The following is a 19,082-nucleotide window of genomic DNA, read 5'->3' on the forward strand; positions in this document are numbered from 1 at the left end:
CGCAATCCAGCGGTTAAGTATCGCAGTCCCATGACCGTTCCGCTTACCCCTTCCGCGCCTCAGGCTCCGAGCCACACCGATGCGCTGACCGATGATCTGATGCGCCTTAAGGGGCTGACCGTCGATGCCATCGACACGGCTCTGGTCATTACGGACACCAGCGGGCGCTTTCTCTACGTCAACGAAGAATTCCGTCGTCTGATTGGTTTCAGCCCATCCGAATTGCGCGGCAATACCCTGGGTGACCTGTGCCATCTGCACTCCGATTCCTGCCGCCACCTTGACGAGATACTGACCGCCGTTCACCTTGAGGGCCAGCGCAAGGGCGAGTTGCTCATTCACGACCGGAACGGCCACCCCATGTGGGTGTCATTCAGCGCCACTGCGGTCAACGATGCCTCGCAGCGCCGCCGTCTGATCGCTACGGTCTGCGACATCACCTACGCCAAGCTGCACGACACCTTGCAACGCAAGGTGCTGGACGCCCTGTTGCAGGACAAGCCGCTGCATGAAACCCTGTCCCTGCTCTGCCTTGAGGTCGGGCATATGGTTCAGGATGTCAGCATGTCGGTGCTGCGCGTCACCGACGGCAAGCTGAGCCCGCTGGCCGCACCGACATTGCCCGACTGGTACAATGCGGCGGTCGAAGGCCTCCCCATCGGGCCGGTCGTCGGCTCTTGCGGCACCGCCGCCTGGCGCGGCGAGCCCGTCATGGTCAACGACATGCGCACCGACCCGCTCTGGGCCCCTTTTCAGGACTTCGTAGAGCCGCTCGGCTACACCGCGTGTTGGTCCACGCCGGTCAAGGACAAGGCGGGCAGGGTTATCGGCACCTTCGCCTTCTACTCGACCAAGCCCTTTGTCCTCAATACGTTCGTGCAGAGCATTGTCGATATCTGCACGCAGCTCTGCACCCTGGCCTTTGAAAAGGGGGCGTTTCAGGAGCGCATCCAGTATCTGGCGCATCACGACGCCCTGACCGGCCTGCCCAATCGCGGTTTCTTTCAGGCGCGCCTGAGCGAAGAGGCCGCACGCGCCAGCCGTCAGAACACGCAACTGGCCCTGCACCTCATCGACCTTGACCGTTTCAAGGAGGTCAATGACACCCTGGGTCACATGGTGGGCGATGAAGTGCTGATCACCGTTGCCGAAACCCTGCGCCGTCTGGCCGGACCGGGCGACGTGCTGGCGCGCCTGGGGGGCGACGAGTTCGTCTTTCTTCAGGTCGGCGTCGCCAGTCGCGCGCAGGCTGAGGCCCGCGCCGAGGCGCTGGTCAACTCCCTGCATGAAGACATGCACGCCCAGTTCGGTCATCAGGGACCGGACGTGGGGGCCAGTCTGGGCTTTGCCCTTTACCCGGACGAAGGTCCGACCCTCGACCGCCTGACGCGCCACGCCGACATGGCCCTTTATCGCGCCAAGACCGACGGGCGCGGCTGCTGGCGCGCCTTCGATGCCACCATGGCCGAGGCCCTGCGCCGACGCCGACGCCTTGAGGCCGATCTGCGCGATGCCCTTGCCCACGGTCAACGTGGCCTGTCTCTGGTCTATCAGCCGCAGTTCTGCCTGAACCTCAACCGCATCATTGGCTATGAGGCGCTCGTGCGCTGGACGCATCCGGAACTGGGGCCGATCTCGCCCTGCGACTTCATTCCGGTCGCGGAAGAAGCCGGTCTGATCACGGCGCTGGGGCAATGGATCCTGTCGCGCGCTCTGGAAACCGCCGCTACGTGGCCGACGCATCTGACACTGGCCGTCAACCTGTCGCCGGTACAGATTTTCGAAGGCGATCTCACCCGCCATGTGCAGCAGGAACTGATCCGTACCGGGTTCCGTCCGCAACGACTGGAGCTGGAAGTCACCGAAGGCGTGCTGATCGAAAACACCGACCGCGCCCTGCACATCCTGCGTCAGCTCAAAGGGCTGGGCGTGCGTATCGCCATGGACGATTTCGGCACGGGCTTCTCATCGCTCTCCTATCTCCAGACCTTCCCCTTTGACGTCATCAAGATCGACCGCAGCTTTGTCGAAGGCCTGACCTCCTCGCCGGATCGCAAGATGCACAAGCACGGCATTCCGGCCGAGGCGATTGTGCGGGCCGTCATCGGCATGGCGCACGCTATCCACGTCCCGGTGATTGCCGAAGGCGTGGAAACGCAGGACCAACTGGACCTGCTGCGCGATATGGGGGCCGATGCCGTTCAGGGCTATCTGATCGGGCGGCCGCAGGCCTATTGCCTCAGCGAAGCGTCCCCTGTGCTTTTGGCGGCGGGTCAGCGCTGAGGCCTTGAAGGCGCAGGTGGATGACACGCCCGCCCCCGGTTGTGGCTTTGACTTTGACGCCACCGGATCGCTATTATACAGGGTCTGAGTCGCCCACGCCTGCGGCTTGATTGAGAGCGGCAGAGGTCGCGAGAGAGACTTAAACTCCATGTCCATCATAGACTCTGTCGGTCGCCTCGAAAAAAACGATCCCGCTCCGCTCTATCTGCAACTGCAAAAGGTGCTGCGCGAAGCCATCCGCGCGCGCGTCTTTGTGGCCGATGACGCCATCCCGCCCGAACGCGATCTCGCCGAAGCCTTCGACGTGTCGCGCATCACGGTGCGCAAGGCTATTGACGGGCTGGTCAATGAAGGGCTTCTGACGCGTCGCCGCGGGGCGGGCACCTTTGTCGCCGCCCGTGTCGAAAAGAGCTTTTCCAAACTGTCCTCTTTCTCCGAAGACATGATCTCGCGCGGGCGCAAACCGCACAGCGTCTGGGTCAGCAAGTCTGAAGGCGCGGTCACCCCCGAAGAGGCCCTGTCTCTGGGTCTGTCGCCCGGTTCGCTGGTCTATCGCTTCCACCGCATCCGCTACGCCGACGATTCGACCATGGCGCTCGAATATTCGACCATTCCGGGCTACTGCCTGCCCACCATCGAAGCCGTAGGCGATTCGCTCTATGCGGCGCTGGAGGCCTCAGGCCATCGCCCGGTGCGCGCGCTTCAGCGGCTGCGCGCCATCTCCTTTTCACGCGATCAGGCCGAACAACTGAGCGTCACAGCAGGAGAGCCCGGCCTGTTTATTGAACGGCGCGGTTTTCTGGCCGACGGCCGGGCCGCAGAGTTCACCCAGAGCTATTACCGGGGCGACGCCTATGATGTGGTCGCCGAACTGAACGATCTCTGAGCGACCCCGCAACGCGGCTTTTGACTTTTGCGTGTAATCGGGCATCGTCCCCTCTTTCGATAATCGGGCGGGGAGATAGTCTATGAGCGATCAGCACACACAGGGGCAACGCCTGCCCTCTCTGGATGTCCTGCGCGGCCTGACCGTGATCGGCATGATCCTCGTCAATGCGACGGCGGGTATGTATTACGGTCTTCAGGCCAAGGTGTTTCCTCTCCTTCTCCACGCGCACTGGGAGGGGCTAAAAATCGCCGATGTGGTCTTTCCGGCCTTCCTGACCATGGTCGGCCTGTCCATCCCCATGGCCCTGCACAAAGCGAAAATCACCACGGGCCTCGATGCCGCTCAGGCCCGCAAGATCGGATGGCGCGTCGTGCGGCTATTCCTCATCGGCTGGCTGTTGTCGAACCTCGGCTGGCTGGCGCATTTCGATGGCGAGCCCTGGCGCTTCTGGGGTGTCCTGCAACGCATCGGCCTCGTTTATGGGGCGGCGGCGGTATTGTTCCTGTGGTGCGGACCGAAGACGCGGCTGGGGATCGCTGCGGCGATTCTCCTGCTCTACTGGCCCCTGAGCCTGCTGCCGGCGCTTGATGGCCTGCCCGGCGATATCTGGGAGCGCGGCCACAATTTCATCGCCTCGGTCGATCGCCTGATGTTCGGCGCGGGCGGCCATAACTACGTCAAAGGCCCGGAGGGCTACGATCCCGAAGGCCTGCTCGGCACCCTGCCCGCCATCGCGCAGGCCTTGCTCGGCATGGCGGCGGGTGAGTTCCTGATGCGAGCGCAAAAGCGCAGCGCCCTGACCCTCGCCGGAGCGGGCGCGGCTCTGCTGATCGTCGGCGCCGGCTGGGGTTTCATCTTCCCGGTAATCAAGGACATCTGGTCCTCGTCCTTTGTGCTGGTGACGACGGGGATCACCTTCCTGGCTCTGGCACCGCTCCATGCGTGTCTTGATAATCGCGACGCCCCATTGCAGGGCCCCTTCAGCCTGCCCGTAACCTTCGCCAGCGCCTTTGGCCTGAACGCCATTGCCGCCTATGTGCTGCATTTTCTGATGAACCCGCTGCTCGGCTGGGATTTGCTGACCCAAACCTATTTTCTGAGCCGCACCACGGTGGGCGAGGCCGTGGCCGCCCTGTTCCCGGTCGGCCTGTTCATCCTCTGCGTCTGGCTGCCGGTCGAATGTCTGCGCCGCAAAGGCTGGATCATCAAGGTTTAGTCCGAGCGCTTAAGCCCAATTCATATCCAATTTCGAATGATCCCTTGGCGAAAAAATCAAGGGAAATCCGTCTGCAAACAACTGAAACCAAGTTTTCTATAGACAGGATTGCGAATTTAGCCTCCTATCTGGACAATACCAAAAAGCAGAATAGGTCCTATAGATCATGAATGCGACTCTCCCGGAAAAAGCCCCCAGCCCGTTTGTCACCATGGGCCTGATCGGCCTGATGTTCTTCATCTTCGGTTTCGTGACCTGGCTGAACGGCCCGCTGATCACCTTCGTCAAGTTCGCCTTCGACCTCGACAATATCGGCGCCTTTATGGTGCTGATGGTGTTCTATATGTCCTATTTCGTGCTGGCCCTGCCGTCGGCCTTCATCCTGAAGGTGACGGGCATGAAGAAGGGCATGTCGCTGGGGCTTTTGGTCATGGCCGCCGGGGCGATCATGTTCGGGCAATTCGCCACCCATCGCATCTATGCCGGTGCCATGACGGGCCTGTTCACTATCGGCGCGGGGCTGGCCCTGCTGCAAACAGCGGCCAACCCCTATATCTCCATCGTCGGCCCCATCGAGTCCGCCGCCCAGCGCATCGCCGTGATGGGCATTTTCAACAAGCTGGCCGGTATTGCTGCGCCCTTCATCTTCGGGGCTCTGGTCATGAGCGGCATTACGGAGTTCGGTGCGCAGCTTGACGCCGCCGCCAACCCCGCCGCCCGCGAAGCCTTGCTCAACGGCTTCGCTCAGAAGGTATTGTGGCCCTATATGGGCATGGCCGCCCTGCTGGTGGCGCTGGCTGTCTTCGTGCTGAAGTCGCCCCTGCCCGAACTGAAGGGCGAGTCTAAGGCCGAGATTACTTCGCAAAAAGGCGGCAAGGGCCTGTTTGCCCACCCCAACCTGTTCTTCGGCGTCCTGTGTATCTTCCTCTATGTCGGCGTTGAAGTCATGGCCGGTGACGCCATCGGCACCTATGGCGCGGCCTTTGGTCTGCCGCTTGACCGCACGGTCCTGTTCACCTCGCTGACCCTGGCCGGGATGCTGGTCGGCTATATCGTCGGCTGGATCGTCATTCCGCGTTTTGTTTCGCAGGAAAAATACCTCGCCTTTTCGGCCATTCTGGGTGTGCTGTTCACTCTGGGGGCCTTCCTGACCAAGGACTATGTCTCGGTCGGTTTCGTCGCCGCTCTGGGCTTTGCCAATGCCATGATGTGGCCGGCCATCTTCCCGCTGGGCATCCGGGGCCTTGGTCGCCATACCGAGATCGGCTCGGCCCTGATGATCATGGGCATCTGTGGCGGGGCCATCCTGCCGCGCCTCTATGTCGGTCTGGCGGAGGTTATCCCCTTCCAGACGGCCTTTCTGGTCGTCATGAGCCCGGCCTACCTCTACATCCTGTTCTTCGCCCTGTTCGGCAGCCGCGTGGCGGCCAAGGGGTAAGGGACGTGGATATGACGCAGTACTTCCTCGGCATAGATGGCGGCGGCTCCAATTGCCGCGCGCGTCTGCGTGACGCCGAAGGCCGCCTTCTGGGCGAAGGCATGAGCGGGTCGGCCAATATCCGTCTGGGCCTTGACCTCGTCTGGGGCCATATCCTCGAAGCGACGGATCAGGCGCTGGCGCAGGCCGGACTGACGCGCGACGCCTTTGCCCGCACCGCGATCGGTCTGGGTCTGGCGGGCATCACCACCGCCGAAGACGCGGCGCGCACCATTGCTGCCGGGCCGCGTTTTGCCGCTGCGTCGGCCGGAACGGACGCCCACGCCGCCGTTCTGGGCGCCTTTTCGGGCCGCGACGGCGCGATTCTGATCACCGGCACCGGCTCCGCCGGCTATGCTTGGGTCAAAGGCAAGGGCCATGCGGTCGGCGGCTGGGGCTTTGAAGTCTCCGATGACGGTTCTGCGGCGGTTCTGGGCCGCGAAGCGACTCGCGTCGCCCTGCACGCCTATGACGGCCTCGCCCCGCGCAGTGCCTTTACCGATGCCGTGATGGCGCGCTTCAACGATCAGCCGTCGCAGGTCGTGGCCTGGGCGACGACGGCGCGCCCGAAGGACTATGGTACGCTGGCCCCGCTGATCCTGTCGCACGCCCAGGACGGCGATGCCGTGGCCGTGGCCCTGATCGAACAGGCGGCGCGCGATCTGGGCCGCTATATCCGCCGGCTGAATGAGTTGGGCGCCGCGCAAATCTGTCTGGTCGGCGGCATGGCGGGAGTCCTGACGCCGTGGCTGGCGCCGTGGACCCGGCCGCTTCTGGCCACGCCGGAGCAGGACGCCATCGAAGGCGCGCTGCTGATGGCCAAGGGCGCAGGCAATGGCCTGAGTTCGGTTACTAGTGAGGTTGTTTCGTGAGTTTGACCCTTTCCAATGCCCGCCTTGTCACGCCGGTCGGCGTCGTCGAAGGCTCCCTGACCATCGACGGCGATCATATCGCCGCCATCGGGGCTGAGACCGGCGGGCTTGATCTCGACGGCGGCTATCTGCTGCCGGGCTTTATCGACACGCAGGTCAATGGCGGTGGCGGGGTGCTGTTCAACGACACCCCGACCGCCGAAGCTGTTGCCGCCATCGGGGCCGCGCATCGCACCTATGGCACGACCGGCTTCTTCACGACCCTGATTTCGGACGATCTGAGCGTGGTGGACAAGGCCCTGCGCGCCACCGAAGCCGCCATCGCTCAAGGCGTACCCGGCGTGCTCGGCATCCATATCGAAGGCCCCTTCCTCAATGTAAAGCGCAAGGGCACCCACGATGAGAGCAAGTTCCGCCGCCTTGATGCCGAGGCCGTGCGGCTGTTGTCCTCGCTCAAATCCGGCAAGGTGCTGCTGACTCTGGCCCCCGAACTGGCTGCCCCGGAGGACATCCGCGCGCTGGCCGAGGCGGGCGTGATCATCGCCGCCGGGCACACGGACGCCACCTATGCCGAAGCCCGTCGCGGCTTTGGGGCGGGTATTACCGGTGTCACCCACCTCTATAACGCCATGTCGCCCCTGTCGCATCGTGCACCGGGCGTCGTCGGAGCCGTGCTCGAAAGCGACGACATCTATGCCGGTATCATCGTCGATGGGGCGCATGTCGATCCGGTGGCCCTAAAGATCGCGCTCAAAAGCCGCCCGCACGACCGCTTTATGCTGGTGACCGACGCCATGCCGACGGTGGGTTCCGCCACCAAGCACTTTAACCTGATGGGTAAGGATATTCGCGTCGAAAACGGCGTCTGCGTCGGGCCGGACGGCACGCTGGCCGGGTCCGATCTCGATATGGCTACCGCGGTGCGCAACAGCGTTCAGATGCTGGACCTGCCGCTGGAAACGGCTTCGATGATGGCCTCCGAAGCCCCCGCGCGCTTCATGAAGCTGCCCAAGACCTACGGCCATCTGGCGGTTGGGGCGCGTGCGGACCTCGTATGGCTCGATGCCGACCTTCAGGTGCGCGGCGTCTGGATCGGCGGTCGGTCGGACGAGGCCCTGCGCAAGGCCGCGTAAACCGGCTTGACGCTAGATCATTATGATTTCTGGTAGAAACATAATGATCTGGATTTTTGGTTAGCCCCTCGCCGGGTGCGGGCTCCGCCACCTTGGCCGCCGCCTCAATGGCGGCTTGAGCGAAATGATTCCACTGGAAATCATTTCGCTCTAACGAAACACGAAGCGCCCGGCTGAGCGATCAGCCGGGCGTTTTTGGGTTAGGACAAGACCACGATCACCACGCGGCGATTGGCGGCGCGGCCTTCGCGCGTCGTGTTCGGCGCGACGGGCTGTTCCGCCCCATAGGAGATGGAGGCCATGCGATTCAGCGCCACGCCCTGACTGTTGAGGAAGCGTTTCACGCTGTCGGCACGGGCATTGCCGAGGCGATAGTTGATGTCGTCCGTACCGGTCGAGTCGGTAAAGCCCTGAATTTCCAGATAGACATTCTTGTTTTCGCGCTTCAGCCGCGCGGCGAGGTCCGCCAGCACCTGCTTGCCCTGCTCAGACAGGACAGCCTTGTCGGTGTCAAACCTGATCGAGTCGTCGCTCAGCACGACGGAGTAGTTGAACTTGCCCTCGGCCAGCTTGCCCGCCGCGGTGGCGCGGCTCAGCGCTTCCTGCGTGGTCTGATCGAGCTGGGTGAGACGGGTCTCCTGCTGGTCGATGCGGCCATTGGTCGCCGTAATCTTCTCATCGACGTACTTGTGGCTGGCACAGGCCGTCATCGAGAGCATAAGGGGGATCGCCACAAGCAGGGCCCCGGATTTTAAACGCGTCATCGAAAACCTTTCTGTTCACGAATCCACCCATTTCCGCCACGCCCGTCAAATAAGACGGCAAAAATAGACCGAAAAAGGGCGCGTTATTTCCGGAAGACGCGAACCACATCGCCTCTTTATATTTCGACCAGCAGCCAACTGGCGTCATCGTGCGGCTTGAAGCGCGGATAGCGCAGCCCCTCCGGATCGGCGCGTTCGATATCGCGCAGACGCCCGATCAGCGCCTCGCCCTGCCCGGCCCGCAGCCCTTCCAACACTTCGGCGAACGGCACGCCATAGGCCCCCCACAGGTCGTAAAATCCATCGGTGGCCATCAGCACGGACCGTACCCCAAGCGCCGGAACGGTCTTCACCTGCATCCCCGCCAGACAGGCCGTATCGAGGCTCAACACCCAGTAGCCGCCCTCTGTATTCATTTTCGAGCGATTATCGCACAACAGGGGATCAAGCTGCGTCCGCGCCGCCTTCAGGCCGATCGGTCCCTGTTCGGCGCGCATGGCGACCAATCGCTCAAGTGCCGCCGCATCGAGCGCCTCCAGAACCTCGCCGCCCGGCAGGGCCGTCACCGCACCGTCCGGGGCGATCAGCCACACCTTTACATCGCCCAGTACGCCGATTTCGAGCATATCGCCGCCGCGCCGCAGCATCGCCGCGCCCGCCGAGGGCATGGCCCACGGGGCCTCCGGCAACGGGCCCAAGGCCTCGTAAACCGCCCGCGCCGCGTCGATGGCCGCGCTCAGGCGCTCATGCACGCTACCGGTCGTGTGGACCAGCCTGTCCGAAACGAAGTGCGCAAACCACGCGGCGTCACTGGTCCCCGCCATGCGCGACGGCCCCAGCGACGTAGCCCCATCCAGAAGCCACACCGCATCGCCCGAAGCGCCCAGTGCATCCTCATTATAGACGCCGCCGCGATCCGACCCCTGAGACACGATACGCATAAGGCGCTCCTTTAAACCGGCATATAGGCGTCAAACCACTCACCGCGCGTCAGGCGACCGTCGATCTTGCAGATCACATCGACGCGCGCGCGGATACACACGGCCTGATCGGCGACGCGCACCACCTGCTGATCGAAGACGATCTTGGCGCGTTCCCGCCGCACCTGTGAGCGCACCTCGAACACCTGGCCGCCGGTGAGCGAGTTCACGAAGTCGATCTCCATGTGCGAGGTCATCAGAAAGATGTTCTGCGGGATCAGGTCTGCGAACTTCACCCCCTGATGCTCAAGGAATTCGTGTCGCGCATATTCCATATAGACCAGATAGTTGGCGTTATTGACGACGCCCTGCGCGTCGCATTCGGAATCGCGCACCTTAAGCGTAGTGATGAAAACGCCGTCTTCGACACGGTTGAGCATGGGCACCTCCGGCATTGCTGGTAGCGGCTCAAACGACGCACGGCAACCCCTTCCCTTTTACGGCGAAATTACAAACGGCTCGCTTTCCGGCACAGCAAACCCACCGCGAAAAGCCCAAGCTGAGGCCACCGATCATCATAGGGAGATACGATTATGGGCCGTGCCGTTCTGCTTTGGCTTCTGGGGGTGCCGATCCCCGTCATCATCCTGCTAGCGCTTTTGTTCCGCTGATCGAGGCCATCATATGAAAACGCTCGATCCGGCGGTTCAATCCGCACAGGCGGACCTTTACGACGACGACTATTACGAGGTGACGCCCGGTTCCGGGGCCTGCTGGCCGTCGATTCTGGCCGGAGCGGCGGCCGCCGCAGCCCTGTCCCTGATGCTGCTGATGCTGGGACAGGGGCTGGGCCTGTCGTCGGTTTCCCCATGGGAGCCTCTGGGTGACACCGCGACCAAACTGACTGTCTGGGCGGCCGTATGGCTGATCGTCATGCAGTGGCTGTCCTCGGCCCTGGGCGGCTATCTGGCCGGACGGCTGCGCAAAACCTATGTCGGCGTCGATAAGGACGAAGCCTTCTTCCGCGATACGGCGCAGGGCTTCCTTGCCTGGGCCGTGGCCACGCTGTTTACCGCCGCCGTACTGGCCAGCGTCGCCGGCGCGGTCGTGGGTTCGGGCGTACAGGCCGGGGCCACGGTCGCCGCCGGGGCCGCTTCAGGTGACAAGGCCGATCCGACAACGGCCTATTATACCGACATGCTGTACAGGGCCTCATCAAACCCGACCGCTCCGGTCGCGGGGGCTCCGGCGGGTCAGACCCTGCCCGATGTCAGCGCCGAAACCGGACGCATCCTCAGATATGGCATCGAACATGGCGACGTGTCGCCGGCGGACAAGGCCTATCTCGCGTCTCTGATTGCCGCACGCACCAATCTCAGCGAAGCCGAAGCCGCCGCCCGCGTCGATACGGTTCTGGCACAGGCCAAGACTGCGCGTAACGCGGCGCTCGAAGCGGCCGATGAAGCCCGCAAAGCGTGGGCCAAGGTGATGTTGTACAGCTTTATTTCGCTGCTGATCGGCGCCTTTATCGGGGCGGTGGCGGGGGCCATCGGCGGCCGCCAGCGCGATCAGGATTAGACGTCTTCTTCCTCCCCGTTGCGCCGCAATGGGGAGGAGACATCAGGCGATGATGTCCGGGCGGATGCGGTCTTCCAGCGTGCTGATCTGATCGCGCACGGCCAGTTTCTTGCGCTTCAGACGGGCGATTAGGATCTGGTCCGGCAAGGGCATGGTTTCCAGTGCCAGAATCGAATCATCGAGATCCTTGTGCTCCTGACGCAGGTGCGCCAGTTGCGTGCGCAGATTGACCGTCTCGGCATCCAGCGGCAAAGCGGCAATGGCCGGATCGGTTTCGCGCAGCACGGGTTCCAGGTCGTCTTTCTGGTATTCCAGCGCCTCTTCGGTCACCAGTTCCAGATTGGTGTGATCGAGGTCTTCACGATGGATCACCCGGCGTTCGAGGTCGCTGCTCGATTCGACCGGCGTGTTTTTCACCAGTTGCAAAGAGTCGGGACGGAAAAGAGCGCGGATATTGCTGTCATCGTGCATGTGGACCAGCTCCGGTTCGTTCTGAAGGGGACGTTCTGAGTGATCAGGCCGTCCCTGTGAAGCGCACCGGGCTGCCTGTGAATATCAGGGATTATACCTCAAAAAACCGCGCTCCGAAAGGGCATCGCAGAAGGCATTGAGCGGATTTCGCGGCACAACCCGCGCCCATAGCCGCGCCACGGCTAGCAGGTTGTCGCGCGCGGTCTTTTCCGGCTCGGCGGAGCCGCCCCCTATCAAGGCCGCCAGAGCCTCCATCTGGGCGCGTTCGGCCTCGATCTCCAGTGCCTTGACGCGGCTGCGCAAGGCTTCGCGGTGGGCGTCGTCCATGTCGCCCACCACAACGCGCATCCGCTGACGGATAGTGCGTAACGGCACGACCACCGTATCGGCGTAGGCGCGCGATATATCGACCGCCGCCTCCGCCGTCTCTTCGTCCAGCGCCACGCCGCGCACCCCGGCCCACACGGCAAACAGCACCAGCGGCACGTTCTGCCCGTCCGTGTCCTGAAGCTCAAGGCACAATGAGGGCACGCCCTCACCGGCGTAGGCTGTCAGCGCCCAGTCCCAGAAGGTTGTGCCTGAGTCACTCACCCTTAAGCCCGTTCCAGCGCGTCATCGGGGCATCGAGCCCGAACAGGTCCAGCGCCCGCGCCACGCTCTGATCCACCATTTCCTGAAGGGACTGCGGGCGGGTGTAGAAGGCCGGCACCGGCGGGGCGACGATGGCCCCCATCTCGGTTACGGCGGTCATAGTGCGTAAGTGCCCCAGATGCAGCGGGCTTTCGCGCACCATCAGCACCAGCCGCCGCCGCTCTTTCAGCACCACATCCGCGGCCCGGCTGATCAGGTTGGAGGTGACGCCCGTGGTGATTTCGCTCATCGTCTTGATCGAGCACGGCGCGACCAGCATCCCCAAGGTGCGAAAGGAGCCCGAAGCAATCGTCGCCCCGATGTCGCCGACCTTATGCACCTGATCAGCCAGAGCGTTGAGATCGCCAATCGTGAGGTCGGTTTCGGCATTCAGGGACAGGGCCGCCGCGCGCGACACGACCAGATGGCTTTCGATCTTAAGCTCACGCAGCCTTCGCAGTGCGGTGATACCATAGACCGCACCGGACGCCCCGGATATGGCCACGATAAGTCTTTGATTAGCTTCCGCCATTGCCGCGCGTCCTTTTTGTTGCCACAATAAGTGGCTCATAAGATTAAGCTTTTACTAAATATGAATCTCGCAAATCCGTGATCGGATGTAATGGATCGTGATTACACAGTAAAGCGCTTTGGGTGTTTCCTATACGTGTTCAGGCCTCGATCCGACCACGGAGGATGTGGGAAAAGGGATGGGGTTTCGGTCGGCAGTATCCTCTTCCGGCCCAGTCTTACGAGCAAAGGAGATAGCTCATGAGCATCGAAGCGAGAGTGCGTGAACTTGATCACCGTCATCAGGTCCTCAAGGACACCATCGCCCGCGAATCGCGTTCGCCTTCGGCGGACTCGCTCTATCTCAAGGAACTTAAGCGTAAGAAGTTGAAACTGAAGGATGAAATCGACACCATCAAAGCCACTCTGCGACAGGAAAGACCGCATGAGACCCTTCAGTGATGGGGGGTGATGGCTTTTTGAAACACGAACGCCGGAGGGGACACCTCCGGCGTTTTTTGTTGCAAACCATCCGGGTGCAGGGGCTGGAGCGGGATTTCGTTCAGATTGAACCGAAATCCCGCTCCAGCCATTTGTTTAGTCGCGCATTTGATTCCAAAAAACCGCTGCACACTTTTCGGAATGCGCTCTGGGCCCCTGCCCGACGGAGGCGCTTTACCTATTTCACCTCAATCTCGAACGGACTGACGGGCAGTGTGGCGTCGGTGAGGTTACACACCGGCGAGTCCCCCCAGCAGTAGCGCACACGGGTGGCCATGGCGGCTGACGGCCCGCTGAGCACCACCGCGTCCCCGGCCAGACGCGCATCGGCGTACTGACAGGTTCCGACGCCCTCACCGCACAGTTCAAAGCGCACAGCCGTGTCACCGCTGCTGGTCTTCAGGGCCCCGTCGAGGCGGGCAAAGCGCACCGTCACCTGCCCGTTGGCGCGGGTGGCTTCGATGGGCACGCCACCGGAGGGCGACAGCGGAGCCTTATAGATCAGGCTTTGCGCGGCGCGCGACAGGCGCTTACCCACGGTCAGCTTGTCGCGCGGGTGGATGTCGAGCGGATTGCCGATGTCGATGGTGACGGCGTAGGCGGCCCGCTTGTCATTGAGCGCGGCGAGACGTTGCGCCTCACGCACACCGGCCCAGCCCGACTCGACGGGCGCGGTGGGAATGGCTCCGAAATTGGCCAGTTGCACCAGAAGGAAGGCCGTATCCGGTCCGAACTGCTGCCGCCAGTCGGCCATCAGCCCGGCCATCAGCCCTTCATACTTCGCCGCTTCACCCGTATTGGACTCGCCCTGATACCACAGCGCCCCGGTCAGGGCATACGGCCCGATGGGCGCGATCATCGCCTGATGCAGGGTGATCATACCGCCGGTCGGGTCCCACGGCGCGGTCGGGGGTTGGCGGACGTTTTGCGGCGGTTGCCAGTAGTGCCAGCCGCTCTGCAAGGGCTTGGCGGTACCATTGGCCAGCCGCAGCTCGCGCACGGCGTCGCCGAACATGCCGCCCTTGGCCCACAGATCAACCGCCTGCACGACGATCACATTGTCCCCGGCCTTCAGCGTGCCCGGTGCCAGCTTATAATGACGCGGCTCCGGTGGGGCGGAGGTATAGCCCACGGCCACGCCATTGACGAAGGTCAGGTCGATATCGTCGATGGCCCCCAGGCTGAGGGTCGCGCCCTGTTTGGCTTCGGCAGCGCTGAGCCTGACCGTAGTGGCGTACCACAGCGGGCCGTTATAGTCGCTTAAGCCCTTGACACCCCAATCCTCGAAATTACGGCTGACGTCCGGGGCTGCGGCCCAGCCGCTCAGCGCCCTGGGCGTCACGGCCCACGGCGTCCCCGGCCCCTTTGAAGCCTGCCACCAGCGCATGAAGGCCTGACCATAGGTCTGAGCCGCCTTGCTCTGATCGGCCGCGTAGGCGTCGAGCATGGCCAGACCGTCCTCATAACCGCCGAGCTTTTGCAGGGCGCCACGGCTCATCCACGGCTGGATCTTCGACCCGCCCCAGGAGGCATTGATCAGGCCGATGGGCACATTGACGTGGGTTTGCAGATCGCGGGCGAAGTTATAGCACACCGCCGACCAGTTGGGCGTGGTGGCGGGCGAAGCGATCTGCCATTCGGTCGGGATGGCAAAATGCGATTGCCGGGTAAAGGCCTGCGTCTTCTGCACCGTCATCATGCGCAGCGTATTGTTCTGCGAGGTGGCGATCTGATCCGCCGCGCCGATTGTGTCCTTCAGGTTCCATTCCATGTTCGACTGACCGGAACAGAGGAAGACATCCCCGACCAGCACATCGGACACGGTCTGTTTCGCCGTGCCGGTCGCCGCCGTCAGCACATAGGGGCCCCCCGCCGGCAGCGGCGGCAGGTCAGCGCGCCAGTGGCCGGTCGCGTCAGTCAGCGCTGTCACACGGGCGGAGCCGAAGCTCAGCGTCACCGTTTCGCCCGGCTTCGCCTCGCCCCAGACGGGGACAGCCCGGTCGCGCTGAAGCACCGCGTGGTCGCGGAACATATCGGCCAGAAGGGCCTTTTGAATGGGTTTGTCCTGTGCCTGTGCCTGTGGCTGGGCCGTCAGCGGCAGGCCCAGCGCGATTAATCCCGCAAGCCAGAGTCGCATCGTCCTCACTCCCTGTATGTGTGTTTTTGTTAGCGCTAACGCTAACCCCGCCTACCCCTGCCGGTCAAACGCAAAAAGGCCGGACACCCACAGGCATCCGGCCGACTTTAGTCGTATAATAGTATTTTAAAGCGCGATCACGCCGCCGTCCGTCTTGGTGATGACGATGGTGGCCGAACGCGGACGGCCTGCCGTCGTGCCCGACTGGCTATAGGGCCAGTTAGACGTGATATTGCTGGCCGTACCGTTTTCGCCCGGATGCTGGATATTGACGAACAGGGTGCGGCCATCCGGCGTCGTGTCGATGCCGGTGATTTCGCACTCCTTCGGCCCGACGAGGAAGCGGCGCAGTTGCATCCCCGGGGCCTTACCCACAAATGTGCTCTGCGTGGCCGTCGCGCCACCCGTGCCCGTATTGGTGATGGTGCGCGCGCCGCCGTCGCCGACACGGCCCGGCATGGCCGCCAGCATCATGCAGTTGGTAACGTCGGTATAGGCCCCGTCATCGGTCTGAATCCACAACAGTGGATTGACCAGACCGCCGGCGTTGCTGCTGCGCGAGAACCACAGACCATCCGGGCTGGAGAAGTCGTTGGTGGCGTCAAGGCCGGAGATATTGATATTGGTCGCATCGAGGTCGGCCCCGGCCCCGAAGGCGTAGATGTCCCACTGGAAGCTGGTGGCTTCCGGCGTATCCCCGGTTTCGCGCAGACGGATGATGTGGCCGTTGGGGTTGCCGTAGTTGTTGGTCGTGCCCACCGGATCGTTATAGTGACGCGGGTTGGCGGCATTGGTGCCCGTCAGCGGGCGGTTCGAGGCATTGTTGTTGGTCAGGGTCAGATAGACCTCGCCATTGGCCGGGTTGACCGCCGCCCATTCCGGACGGTCCATCTTGGTGGCGCCGAGAACATCAGCGGCCAGACGGGTATTGATCAGCACATCGGCTTGATTGGCGAAGGCATAGGTGGCATTGGCCGCCGTCAGCACGCCGGTGCCGAAGACGAGCGGCAGCCACACGCCCTGACCCGTCGCGTCAAAGCGCGCCACATAAAGCGTGCCGTTATCGAGATACTTGTCGCCGATGGCCAGACGGTCGGTGGCATTGGCGTCCGCCGCCGACCACAGCGTGGCCGACACGAACTTGTAGAAATATTCGCCACGCGAGTCGTCGCCCATGTAGAAGACCGGCTTACGGCCCGCCACAAACGGGGCCGGCCACGCGCCTTCGTGACCCATGCGGCCCAGCGCCGTGCGCTTGCGCGGCACCGAATTGGCGTCATAGGGGTCGATTTCGACCACCCAGCCGTACTGGTTGGCTTCGTTGCGATAGTCGCCCGTGCCATCAGCGGCCTTGGTCGTATCGACCGTGGTGTTCCACTTGGAGAACTTCCACTGATCGGCCGTGTTGGCGGCGGTGACCGTGGCCCAGTTATTGGCCCCGGCGGCCCCTTGCGACAGGCCATAGCGGTTCAGCGCCACCACAGATTTGGCGCTGCGGTTGGCGTTGTCGCCCGATGCGCGGCGGAAATAGCCGGCCCAGTTTTCTTCGCAGGTCAGATAGCTGCCCCAGGCGGTGATGCCGTTGGCGCAGTTATTGATGGTGCCGCGGGCCCCGGTGCCATCGGTCGAATAGACGGTCTTCAGTTGCGCATCGCCGCGCGCCGGACCGCTGAGCGCCATCGGCGTATTCGGAGTGATGCGGCGGTTGAGCGCCCCACCCTGCACATAGGTCCAGGCCCCACCCGACTGCGTCACTTCGACGACGCTGACGCCGTGGGCTTCGATTTCCTTGATCGCTTCGGCTTCCAGACGCGCCGCCCCGGCGGTCGGGCCATTGGCGTGCAGGTAAGAGGCCGTGATGTTTTCGTGGTTCATAACCAGGAGGCCGCGCGTCGAGCTGTTGGCATCGCGCGTATTGCCCGTGGCGGCCAGACCGAAGAAGGCCATACCGTCGTGGTGATCGCCGGCGCGACCGGCAAAGTTGGTGTCGGTGCCGTTATTGGCAAAGGCGGCCACACCCGACAGGATCGGGTCGCCCATGCGGTACAGCACGCTGACTGAATAGCCGTCGGGCACGGTGACGATGTCGTTCTTGTTCTTGGCCACCGCATTGAAGCCCAGTTGCGCCGGGCTGATGGTGACCAGCGTGTCCTGAGACACGCTGCGGCCCTGACCATCGACGGCGGTCAGGCGAAATTCCAGATTGGTGGTCGCGGCGACCGACGGCGCGATAAAGGTCGGGCTGGCCGAGGTGGCGTCACTGAGCGTGACCGACGGCCCGGCGACCTGCGTCCAGGTCAGGCTCTTTGCCTGAGTGGCGCTGCCGTTCAGCGTCACGACGCGGCCCGAGGTCGAGGCGCCGGTCTGACCGGCATTGATTACCGCCGCCGACGGCTTGTCGTCATCGCTGCCGCCACAGGCGCTCAGACCGAACAGACCGGCCACAGCGACCATGCCCCCCAGCAGTTGACGACGCGACTGACGCTCACGGATAACCTCGCCCAGCGACGGATTGTTCGAGGTATTGAACTCAAGATCACCGTCGCTGTGACGGCCGGTCAGTCGGGAATCGGACATGCGGGGAGCCCTCCATTATGTATTACGGGAGCTCTTTCTTCCGACGGTTGTGTGACGACCGTTTAACGACTTGGTAGTGTTTTGATGACGGTTGCGAACGGTAAGCACAAGCCGCGCACGGCTTTGGCCACAAAGCTCCGGGCTGCGGTGAAGATTTAAGGTCTAACGCGGCTGTTTTCTCCTCCCCGCGATAGGGGGAGGAGGATCGCAAACGTTACATCATCACCACAATCTAACGCTTCACCGCCCTCATCGCTTCGGTGATAGCCACGGTTTTCACGCTGACCGTGGTGACGCGCTGCAACAGGTCGATCACCGTCTCCTTATAGTCGGCAAAGCGGTAGGTGTTGAACTTTTCGCGGATGGTTTTGTCCTTCGGCGTCTTTTTCTTGTACTGATCCAGCACCCAGTCGATGGCCGAACGGTTGCCGAGGCGATAGTCAAAGGCCTCAGGCGGCACGCCGGTCAGCACGGTTTCGGAATCGAGCGTGATCATGCCGTTTTGCGCGTCGGATTTCAGCTTTGGGGTGGGATTCAGCCCCGCCGCACGGGCGCGCGTATCCGGCGTATCCACCCGCGTCAGAGCGAACGGCTCAACGCCTTCATAGCCGATATGCAGGTCGAGCAGGGTCTGCCCCCAGTCGCGCCAGCGGGCAAAATCCTCATACAACGGCACGCGCGGGAAGTCGCGTTTGAGGTTCTGCGCCCGCATCACCTCATTGCCGTTCTGGATCAGGACGGCGGTGTGCGAGTTTTCGAAGATGATGTTGTCGGTGGGGTAGCCTTTCAGGCGCTTCTTGCGGATTTCCTCGTCAAGGTCGTCCTGGGTGTCCTTCGACTCCCAATAGCCCAGAGGCACGCGCAGATCGTGCAGAATGGTGCCGTCGGGGATGACCGCCGTCTTTTGCGCGCTTTCCATGCGCAGTTCGGGGGCGAAGACCAGACCCGACTGCTTGGCCCAGCCTTTGAGCAGGTCCTTGAAGGCTTCGCGGATTACCGATTCCGACAGGGAACCGGACACCTTTTCAGGGTGGTCAGTTCGTTGAGAAACTGCTGGATCAGTATCTGACTCAAAGGTGGCGCTCCCCGCGTCGATTCCCGCCGCCACAGTGGCGCAGGTGCAT

The 19,082-nt window shown here is 62.9% G+C and carries 17 protein-coding genes; 8 read left to right on the top strand and 9 right to left on the bottom strand.

What is annotated here, in order from left to right; translation table 11 throughout:
* Positions 1-30: 30 nt before the first annotated feature.
* The 6 genes from PQU94_RS10015 (at position 31) to nagA (ending at position 7,870) form a co-directional block, all read left to right on the top strand.
* On the top strand, positions 31-2,283 hold the full coding sequence (locus tag PQU94_RS10015) for a sensor domain-containing protein (protein WP_272741326.1): 2,253 nt from the start codon (positions 31-33) through the stop codon (positions 2,281-2,283).
* Between the two features lie 148 nt (positions 2,284-2,431).
* Positions 2,432-3,169 (top strand): GntR family transcriptional regulator, encoded by a 738-nt coding sequence (locus PQU94_RS10020; protein WP_272741327.1) that lies wholly within the window; start codon positions 2,432-2,434, stop codon positions 3,167-3,169.
* A gap of 82 nt (positions 3,170-3,251) precedes the next feature.
* Positions 3,252-4,388 (top strand): acyltransferase family protein, encoded by a 1,137-nt coding sequence (locus tag PQU94_RS10025; RefSeq protein ID WP_272741328.1) that lies wholly within the window; start codon positions 3,252-3,254, stop codon positions 4,386-4,388.
* A gap of 166 nt (positions 4,389-4,554) precedes the next feature.
* Positions 4,555-5,826 carry a sugar MFS transporter gene (locus PQU94_RS10030; protein ID WP_272741329.1) on the top strand — a complete coding sequence of 424 codons (1,272 nt, stop codon included), beginning with the start codon at positions 4,555-4,557 and terminating at the stop codon, positions 5,824-5,826.
* Positions 5,827-5,837: 11 nt separating this feature from the next.
* On the top strand, positions 5,838-6,737 hold the full coding sequence (locus PQU94_RS10035) for a glucosamine kinase nucleotide-binding domain-containing protein (protein WP_272741330.1): 900 nt from the start codon (positions 5,838-5,840) through the stop codon (positions 6,735-6,737).
* Complete coding sequence (gene nagA, locus PQU94_RS10040; RefSeq protein WP_272741331.1) at positions 6,734-7,870, top strand: N-acetylglucosamine-6-phosphate deacetylase; 1,137 nt, start codon at positions 6,734-6,736, stop codon at positions 7,868-7,870. Before PQU94_RS10035 ends, nagA begins: the two co-directional genes overlap by 4 nt.
* 200 nt (positions 7,871-8,070) lie before the next feature.
* Here the strand turns inward: nagA and PQU94_RS10045 are convergent, their stop codons facing one another.
* From PQU94_RS10045 to PQU94_RS10055, 3 genes are all read right to left on the bottom strand, one after another.
* Positions 8,071-8,634: an OmpA family protein gene (locus PQU94_RS10045; protein ID WP_272741332.1), complete on the bottom strand. Its 564-nt coding sequence runs from the start codon at positions 8,632-8,634 to the stop codon at positions 8,071-8,073.
* 116 nt (positions 8,635-8,750) lie between these two features.
* Entirely contained in the window at positions 8,751-9,575 is an 825-nt protein-coding gene (locus PQU94_RS10050) for a protein phosphatase 2C domain-containing protein (protein ID WP_272741333.1), read from the bottom strand.
* Between the two features lie 11 nt (positions 9,576-9,586).
* Complete coding sequence (locus PQU94_RS10055) at positions 9,587-9,994, bottom strand: acyl-CoA thioesterase (RefSeq protein ID WP_272741334.1); 408 nt, start codon at positions 9,992-9,994, stop codon at positions 9,587-9,589.
* A gap of 244 nt (positions 9,995-10,238) precedes the next feature.
* Between PQU94_RS10055 and PQU94_RS10060 the strand changes: the two genes are divergently transcribed.
* On the top strand, positions 10,239-11,132 hold the full coding sequence (locus PQU94_RS10060) for a hypothetical protein (protein ID WP_272741335.1): 894 nt from the start codon (positions 10,239-10,241) through the stop codon (positions 11,130-11,132).
* 42 nt (positions 11,133-11,174) lie between these two features.
* Here the strand turns inward: PQU94_RS10060 and PQU94_RS10065 are convergent, their stop codons facing one another.
* The 3 genes from PQU94_RS10065 to PQU94_RS10075 all read right to left on the bottom strand — a co-directional run bounded on the left by PQU94_RS10065 (position 11,175) and on the right by PQU94_RS10075 (position 12,765).
* Complete coding sequence (locus PQU94_RS10065) at positions 11,175-11,603, bottom strand: YdcH family protein (protein ID WP_272741336.1); 429 nt, start codon at positions 11,601-11,603, stop codon at positions 11,175-11,177.
* Positions 11,604-11,687: 84 nt separating this feature from the next.
* The gene (locus PQU94_RS10070) at positions 11,688-12,194 is read right to left on the bottom strand and encodes a TIGR02444 family protein (RefSeq protein WP_272741337.1); all 507 of its coding nucleotides are present in this window, start codon (positions 12,192-12,194) and stop codon (positions 11,688-11,690) included.
* Positions 12,187-12,765, bottom strand: coding sequence for a UbiX family flavin prenyltransferase (locus tag PQU94_RS10075; protein WP_272741338.1), 579 nt, complete (start codon positions 12,763-12,765; stop codon positions 12,187-12,189). Before PQU94_RS10075 ends, PQU94_RS10070 begins: the two co-directional genes overlap by 8 nt.
* 239 nt (positions 12,766-13,004) lie before the next feature.
* Here PQU94_RS10075 and PQU94_RS10080 point away from each other — a divergent pair, with 239 nt between their 5' ends.
* Entirely contained in the window at positions 13,005-13,205 is a 201-nt protein-coding gene (locus PQU94_RS10080; protein WP_272741339.1) for a DUF465 domain-containing protein, read from the top strand.
* A 217-nt stretch (positions 13,206-13,422) separates the two neighbouring features.
* Here PQU94_RS10080 and PQU94_RS10085 read toward each other — a convergent pair whose 3' ends face one another.
* The 3 genes from PQU94_RS10085 to PQU94_RS18225 form a co-directional block, all read right to left on the bottom strand.
* Complete coding sequence (locus PQU94_RS10085; RefSeq protein ID WP_272741340.1) at positions 13,423-15,381, bottom strand: sialate O-acetylesterase; 1,959 nt, start codon at positions 15,379-15,381, stop codon at positions 13,423-13,425.
* A 126-nt stretch (positions 15,382-15,507) separates the two neighbouring features.
* The gene (locus PQU94_RS10090) at positions 15,508-17,958 is read right to left on the bottom strand and encodes a PhoX family protein (protein ID WP_272741341.1); all 2,451 of its coding nucleotides are present in this window, start codon (positions 17,956-17,958) and stop codon (positions 15,508-15,510) included.
* A gap of 232 nt (positions 17,959-18,190) precedes the next feature.
* The gene (locus PQU94_RS18225; RefSeq protein ID WP_272741342.1) at positions 18,191-18,979 is read right to left on the bottom strand and encodes a type ISP restriction/modification enzyme; all 789 of its coding nucleotides are present in this window, start codon (positions 18,977-18,979) and stop codon (positions 18,191-18,193) included.
* Positions 18,980-19,082: the final 103 nt, after the last annotated feature.

This window comes from Asticcacaulis currens (assembly GCF_028550395.1).
GTDB lineage: Bacteria > Pseudomonadota > Alphaproteobacteria > Caulobacterales > Caulobacteraceae > Asticcacaulis > Asticcacaulis currens.